Origin of the sequence: Citrobacter sp. R-1.5.2 (assembly GCF_035064245.1) — a bacterium.
Taxonomy (GTDB): domain Bacteria; phylum Pseudomonadota; class Gammaproteobacteria; order Enterobacterales; family Enterobacteriaceae; genus Citrobacter.
In genome coordinates, this window is sequence record NZ_JASEYC010000043.1 from 1 (window position 1) to 5,953 (window position 5,953).

The 5,953-nt window shown below is 59.1% G+C and carries 6 protein-coding genes and 1 pseudogene; all 7 read left to right on the plus strand.

The window, feature by feature from the left end; genetic code table 11:
* Window positions 1-193 precede the first annotated feature (193 nt).
* The gene (locus QMN38_RS26150) at window positions 194-802 is read left to right on the plus strand and encodes a TetR/AcrR family transcriptional regulator (protein ID WP_000379506.1); all 609 of its coding nucleotides are present in this window, start codon (window positions 194-196) and stop codon (window positions 800-802) included.
* Window positions 799-1,950 carry an efflux RND transporter periplasmic adaptor subunit gene (locus QMN38_RS26155; RefSeq protein WP_323606373.1) on the plus strand — a complete coding sequence of 384 codons (1,152 nt, stop codon included), beginning with the start codon at window positions 799-801 and terminating at the stop codon, window positions 1,948-1,950. Before QMN38_RS26150 ends, QMN38_RS26155 begins: the two co-directional genes overlap by 4 nt.
* Window positions 1,947-3,152: an ABC transporter permease gene (locus QMN38_RS26160; protein WP_000624215.1), complete on the plus strand. Its 1,206-nt coding sequence runs from the start codon at window positions 1,947-1,949 to the stop codon at window positions 3,150-3,152. The genes QMN38_RS26155 and QMN38_RS26160 overlap by 4 nt, the downstream gene beginning before the upstream one ends.
* Before the next feature lies 1 nt (window position 3,153).
* A complete protein-coding gene (locus QMN38_RS26165; RefSeq protein WP_004393997.1) occupies window positions 3,154-3,864 on the plus strand; it encodes an ABC transporter ATP-binding protein in 711 nt (236 codons plus the stop codon).
* A gap of 28 nt (window positions 3,865-3,892) precedes the next feature.
* Complete coding sequence (locus QMN38_RS26170) at window positions 3,893-4,366, plus strand: cytochrome c (RefSeq protein ID WP_016236502.1); 474 nt, start codon at window positions 3,893-3,895, stop codon at window positions 4,364-4,366.
* Window positions 4,353-5,840, plus strand: a complete 1,488-nt coding sequence (locus QMN38_RS26175; protein WP_323606374.1) for an efflux transporter outer membrane subunit — start codon at window positions 4,353-4,355, stop codon at window positions 5,838-5,840. Before QMN38_RS26170 ends, QMN38_RS26175 begins: the two co-directional genes overlap by 14 nt.
* Window positions 5,841-5,866: 26 nt before the next feature.
* Window positions 5,867-5,944: pseudogene (locus QMN38_RS27225) on the plus strand (EAL domain-containing protein); the annotation flags it as partial.
* Between the last annotated feature and the right edge of the window lie 9 nt (window positions 5,945-5,953).

Sequence of the window (5,953 nt, forward strand, 5' to 3'; positions counted from 1 at the left end):
TTCCATGATGGTTCTCCGAATGAAAGCCTGTCCTCAGCATAGTACTGGGAAGGAGGGAGTGACCATCTCATTAAATAAAGCACGTTAAGCCCATTGCAGACTCTAGATATTGACGAGTACGTCGGGTTTTCTCTTGTTTGAGTTGCCTCTTGTGGTAAGATAGTAATCAATTACTATCTTACAAGGAGTGCTCGTGGACACCCATCCAAAGCATCTGCCGGCCGATGAACGTCGTGCCGTAACTGTCGAGTCCGTCGTGGCGCTTGCCGGTTCACAAAACCCAAGCGAGATAACCACTGCGGCTATCGCTAAACACATGAACTTGACCCAGGGTGCGCTGTTTCGGCACTTCCCGAACAAGGAAGCCATTTGGCAGGCGGTCATGGAGTGGGTAGCAGAGCGCCTATTAGCCAGAATCGATCGATCCGCACAAGGAATCGAGTCGCCCTTGGCAGCCATGGAGGCGATGTTCATGAGTCATATCGAATTCGTAGCTGAGCACCCAGGCGTGCCAAGAATGATGTTTGGTGAGCTTCAGCGTGCCGAATCGACACCGGCCAAGCGCATGGTGCAAACCTTGATTCAGCGCTACAGCGAACGTTTGCATCGTCTCATCGAGAAAGGCAAGGCCAGCGGCGAGTTGTCTCCCTCGCTTGACAACGAGGCGGCGGCAACGCTGTTCATTGGCACGATCCAGGGCTTGGTCATGCAATCGCTGTTGGCGGGTGATGTGGGACGTATGCACCGCGATGCGCCGCGCGTCTTTGCAATTTATCGGCGTGGCATAAGGAGTGCGCAATGAAAAAGTTACCCTTGCAAGGCCGCACCCTGGCACTGCTTGCCGTCATCATTCCTTTGCTGGTGCTTTTTATTTATATCGGTCTGCGATCAGGGCCGCTCGCCCCGGTCGCTGTGACGGTGGCAAGCGTGGAATCACGGGCTATCACACCGGCGCTGTTCGGCATCGGCACGGTGGAGGCGCGCTACACCTACAAGATCGGGCCGACGTTTGCCGGGCGCGTCAAACGCCTGGAGGTGCATGTAGGCGACCAGGTCAAGGCCGGACAGGTGCTCGGCGAGATGGAGCCGGTCGACCTTGATGATCGGGTGCGCTCACAGGAGTCTGTATTCAAGCGGGCGGAAGCGGCTTTGCGCGAGGCAGAAGCCCGGCAAGCCTACGCGCAAACCCAGGCGCGCCGCTATGAGCAATTGTTTGCGGTGCGCTCGACCAGCGAGGAAATCGTCACCACCAAGCGGCAGGAACTGCAGATCGCCGATGCCGCCCTATCCGCCGCTCGGGAAGATATTGCCCGGGCACGCTCCGACCGCGAAGCACTCGTCGCGCAGCGGAGCAATCTGCGCCTGATCGCGCCGGTCGACGGTGTAGTCGCCGTGCGCGATGCCGATCCCGGCACGACCATCGTCGCGGGCCAGGCCGTGGTGGAAGTGATCGACCCCAAGAGTTTGTGGATCAATGTGCGCTTCGACCAGATCAGCGCATCGGGGCTGGCTGGGGGGCTGCCGGCTCATATCGTCCTGCGTTCGCGTGGTGGCCAGACCTTGAAAGGTCGCGTGCTGCGGGTGGAACCCAAGGCCGACGCGGTAACCGAGGAAACGCTTGCCAAGGTGACATTCGATAACAAACCAGAACCTTTGCCACCAGTGGGTGAACTGGCCGAAGTCACGGTTGACTTGCCGGCGCTCCCGGCCGCTCCACTGATCCCCAACGCTGCCGTCCAGCGTGAAGGCGATAAAGTTGGTGTCTGGCAAATCGTGGATGGTGATCTGCATTTCTCCCCGGTCAAGCTCGGCACTTCCGACCTCAATGGTTACGTGCAGGTGCGCGAAGGGCTCAAGAATGGGGACCAGGTTGTGACCTATAGCGAAAAGGCACTGACGGCGCGCAGCCGCATCCATGTGGTCGAGCATATCCCGGGAGTTTCACGATGATCAGCCTGGCCGGCCGCGACATTCTCCATGCCTGGGGGAAATTCGTCTTCACCGGCATCGGTCTGGGTCTGCTGATCGGCGTCACCCTAGTCATGGCTGGGGTGTACCGAGGCATGGTGGACGACGGCAAGGCGTTGCTCGACAACAGTGGCGCTGACCTTTGGGTGGTGCAAAAGGATACTCTGGGTCCTTATGCGGAGTCGTCCAGCCTCAACGATGACGTGTATCGCGCCATTCTCGCCATGCCGGGAGTCTCACAGGCAGCGAACGCGACCTACCTGACCATGCAGGTACGCAAGGGCGAGAGTGATGTACGCACCATGGTGGTCGGCATCGCGCCCGGTGCGTTGGGGGCTACACCCGGATGGCCTCCTTATCTCGTCGCTGGACGCCAGATCACGCGCGGTCACTACGAGGCTGTGGCCGACATCGCCACCGGCTTCAAACTGGGAGATCGTCTTACCATTCGCCGCAATCATTACACCGTCGTGGGGCTGACACGGCGTATGGTGTCGTCCAGCGGCGACCCGATGGTATTCATTCCGCTCAAAGATGCCCAGGAGGCCCAGTTCCTCAAGGACAACGATGCCATCTGGCAAAGCCGGCGTCGCACCGAAGCCAACCCGGTCTTCAATCGACCCGGTGATCCAGGTTTGCTGGATGCCGTGATTGCTTCACAGAGCAGCAACGCGTTCGTCAATGCCGTGCTGGTCACTCTGAAACCTGGTCATGCGCCGGACGAGGTTGCCGAATCCATCCAGCGCTGGAAGCGTTTGACGGTCTACACCCGGGCACAGATGGAAGACATCCTCGTCGGCAAGCTGATCGCCACCTCGGCCAAGCAGATCGGCATGTTCCTTGTGATTCTGGCCATCGTTAGCGCGGCCATCGTTGCCTTCATCATCTATTCGCTGACGATGGACAAAATCCGTGAGATCGCGGTGTTGAAGCTCATCGGCACACGCAACCGAACCATCGCCGCGATGATCATGCAGCAGGCGCTCGCCCTGGGCGTGATTGGCTTCGTGGTCGGCAAGATCACAGCCACCTTTTCAGCACCGGCTTTTCCAAAATATGTCCTGCTCACGCCAATGGATTCTGTCGCCGGTTTTTTTGCCGTGCTCGTGATCTGCGTTCTAGCTAGCCTCGTCGCCATTCGCATAGCACTCAAGGTCGATCCGGCCGAAGCCATTGGAGGTTGAGATGAGTGGCAAAGGGATACACATCGAAAGTTTAAGCAAGCGGTATGGCGATGGTGACACCGCTGTCTTTGCCTTGAGAGACGTGAATATGCATGTTGCGCCTGGTGAAGTGGTGGGACTGATCGGCCCTTCCGGGTCCGGCAAGAGCACGCTGCTCAAGTGTCTGGGTGCGGTGATCGAACCGACCGCCGGTCGCATGACGCTGGGCGATGAAGTGATCTACGCCGATGGCTGGAAAGTCCGCGACCTGCGCGCCTTACGGCGTGACAAGATCGGTTTCGTTTTCCAGGCGCCGTACCTGATTCCGTTTCTCGATGTCACCGACAACGTGGCGCTGCTGCCGATGCTTGCAGGCGTCGCGAATGGAGAGTCGCGCGCGAAGGCACTGGAATTGCTCACAGCGCTTGATGTGCAACACCGAGCTCGCGCAATGCCCTCGCAACTCTCCGGTGGCGAGCAGCAACGGGTCGCCATCGCGCGCGGACTGGTCAATCGTCCGCCGGTGATCCTGGCCGATGAACCCACTGCGCCGCTGGATTCCGAGCGCGCCATGGCTGTAATCCGCATCCTCAACGACATGGCCCGGAAGTTCGAGACCGCCATCATCGTCGTCACCCATGACGAAAAGATCATCCCCACATTCAAGCGCATCTACCACATCCGCGACGGCGTGACCCATGAGGAAGCTGGCGAAGGGCGGGAGTTCGAATGAGAGAACGATTGAATTACAGGAGAATTTCATGACCCACCGCAAACACAGCCACGCATTTGGAACTATCACCCTGACCGTTACGGCCTGCCTGCTTTTATGGGGTTTTCAGTTGCCAGCTTGGGCTGGTGACGCTACCCAGGTTGAGCCACTGGCGCTACGCAAGATCATGCAGGAACTCGGGCGCAACATGCAGGCTATTACCGGTGCGATTTCGCAGGAGGAATGGGTTCAGGTCGTTCAGCTCGCCCCAAAAGTTGCTGCACACCCCGAGCCACCGCTTACTGAAAAAATGCGCATCCTTGCTTACCTCGGCGCTGATGCGACCAAGTTCAGAAACTTTGACGCGCAGACTCACGAGGCGGCGCTGGCCATGAAGCTGGCTGCTGCGAGCAGCGACGGCAAGGCGGTGACCCAATCATTCGCCCACGTGCAGGAAAGCTGCTTGGGCTGCCACCAAGCTTTCCGTAAACCTTTCGTGGAGCATTTTTATGGAGCACGCTAAAACATGCCAGCGCCCCATCAGCCTTGAAAGACGGCTTGCGGCAACTTACCTGGTAGCTGGTCTGGTCACCGCCGGTCTGGCCGGCTGCGCCGCCGGCCCTGATTTTCAGCGTCCCACCGCACCCGATGTGGCTCGCTACACTGCAACACCGGTAGCTGATAGAACCGTGTCCGCTCCCACGCAGTTCGGCGAAACACAACGTCTAGTCGAAGGGCTTCCGATCGAAACGCAATGGTGGCAAAGCTTGGGTTCATCCGCACTCGACGGACTGATAAACGAAGCTTTCCATGTCAGCCCGACGCTGGCGAGCATCAGCGCCAATTTGCGACAGGCGCAGGAGCTTCTTGCCGCACAGGCGGGCTCGACGCAATATCCACAGGTAGATGTCGCACTGGGATCTCAGCGCCAGCAAATGAGTCCCAGTAGCCAAGGGTTGAGCGGAGACGCACGTCAATTCAGCCTCTACAACGCCAGCGTTGGCGTGCATTACAACCTCGATCTGGCTGGCGGCAACCGGCGCGCACTCGAAGCCTTGGCTGCTCGCGCCGACTACCGTCGCTTCGAACTGAATGCTGCGCGCCTGGCCCTTGCCGGCAACATGGCAACCGCTGCCATTACCCGAGCACGCCTCGCCGCGCAACTAGAAGCCACTACTGCCATTTTGCGCGTGCAGGATGAGCAACTGCGCCTGGCCCATGAACGCGTGCGTATCGGTCAGGCCTCACCTGATGAAGCGTTGAGCCTACAAGCTCAGGCGGAGCAAACGCGGGCAGAACTGCCTGCGCTGCGTAAACAACTGCAACAAACCGAACATCTACTGGCGGTGCTAGCCGGTCGTGCCCCAGGCACGGGTGGCATCCCGGCCTTCACTCTGGCCGATTTCACTCTACCCGTCGAGATGCCGCTCGTCGAGCCCTCAGAACTGGTGCGCCGCCGACCGGATATCCAGGCGTCAGAGGCGCTGTTGCATGCGGCCAATGCAGACTATGGTGTGGCTGTCGCCAAGCTCTACCCACAGATCAACCTGAGCGCCAACCTTGGTTCTCAGGCGCTGACCACCGGTGCCCTGTTCGGTGGTGGCTCGGCAGTGTGGGGCCTGGTTGCGCAGCTCACCCAGCCTCTTTTTAATCCAGGGCTACCCGCTGAAAAAAGAGCGGCGCTCGCCGCTTTTGATGCCGCCGTAGCCAATTACCAGAGCGTCGTATTGGAGTCTTTGCGTAACGTCGCCGACACCCTGCGCGCGGTGGAAAGCGATGCACAAACTTTGACTGCCCTCGCTGCCGCTGATATGGCTGCACAGGCCTCCTTGCAGTCGGTCGAGCGGCAATACCGGCTGGGCGCGGCCAGCTACCTGCAACTGCTCATCGCGCAGCAACAGGCACAGTCAATCCGGATCAATATGGTTGCGGTCCAGGCACAACGCCTAGTCGATAGTGTTGCTTTATATCAGGCCCTGGGAGGTGGTGTCAGTTAAGACTAACCCTAACCTGATGTCAGATGTTGAGCACAAATGTCATTTTCAGAAGACGACTGCACCAGTTGATTGGGCGTAATGGCTGTTGTGCAGCCAGCTCCTGACAGTTCAAT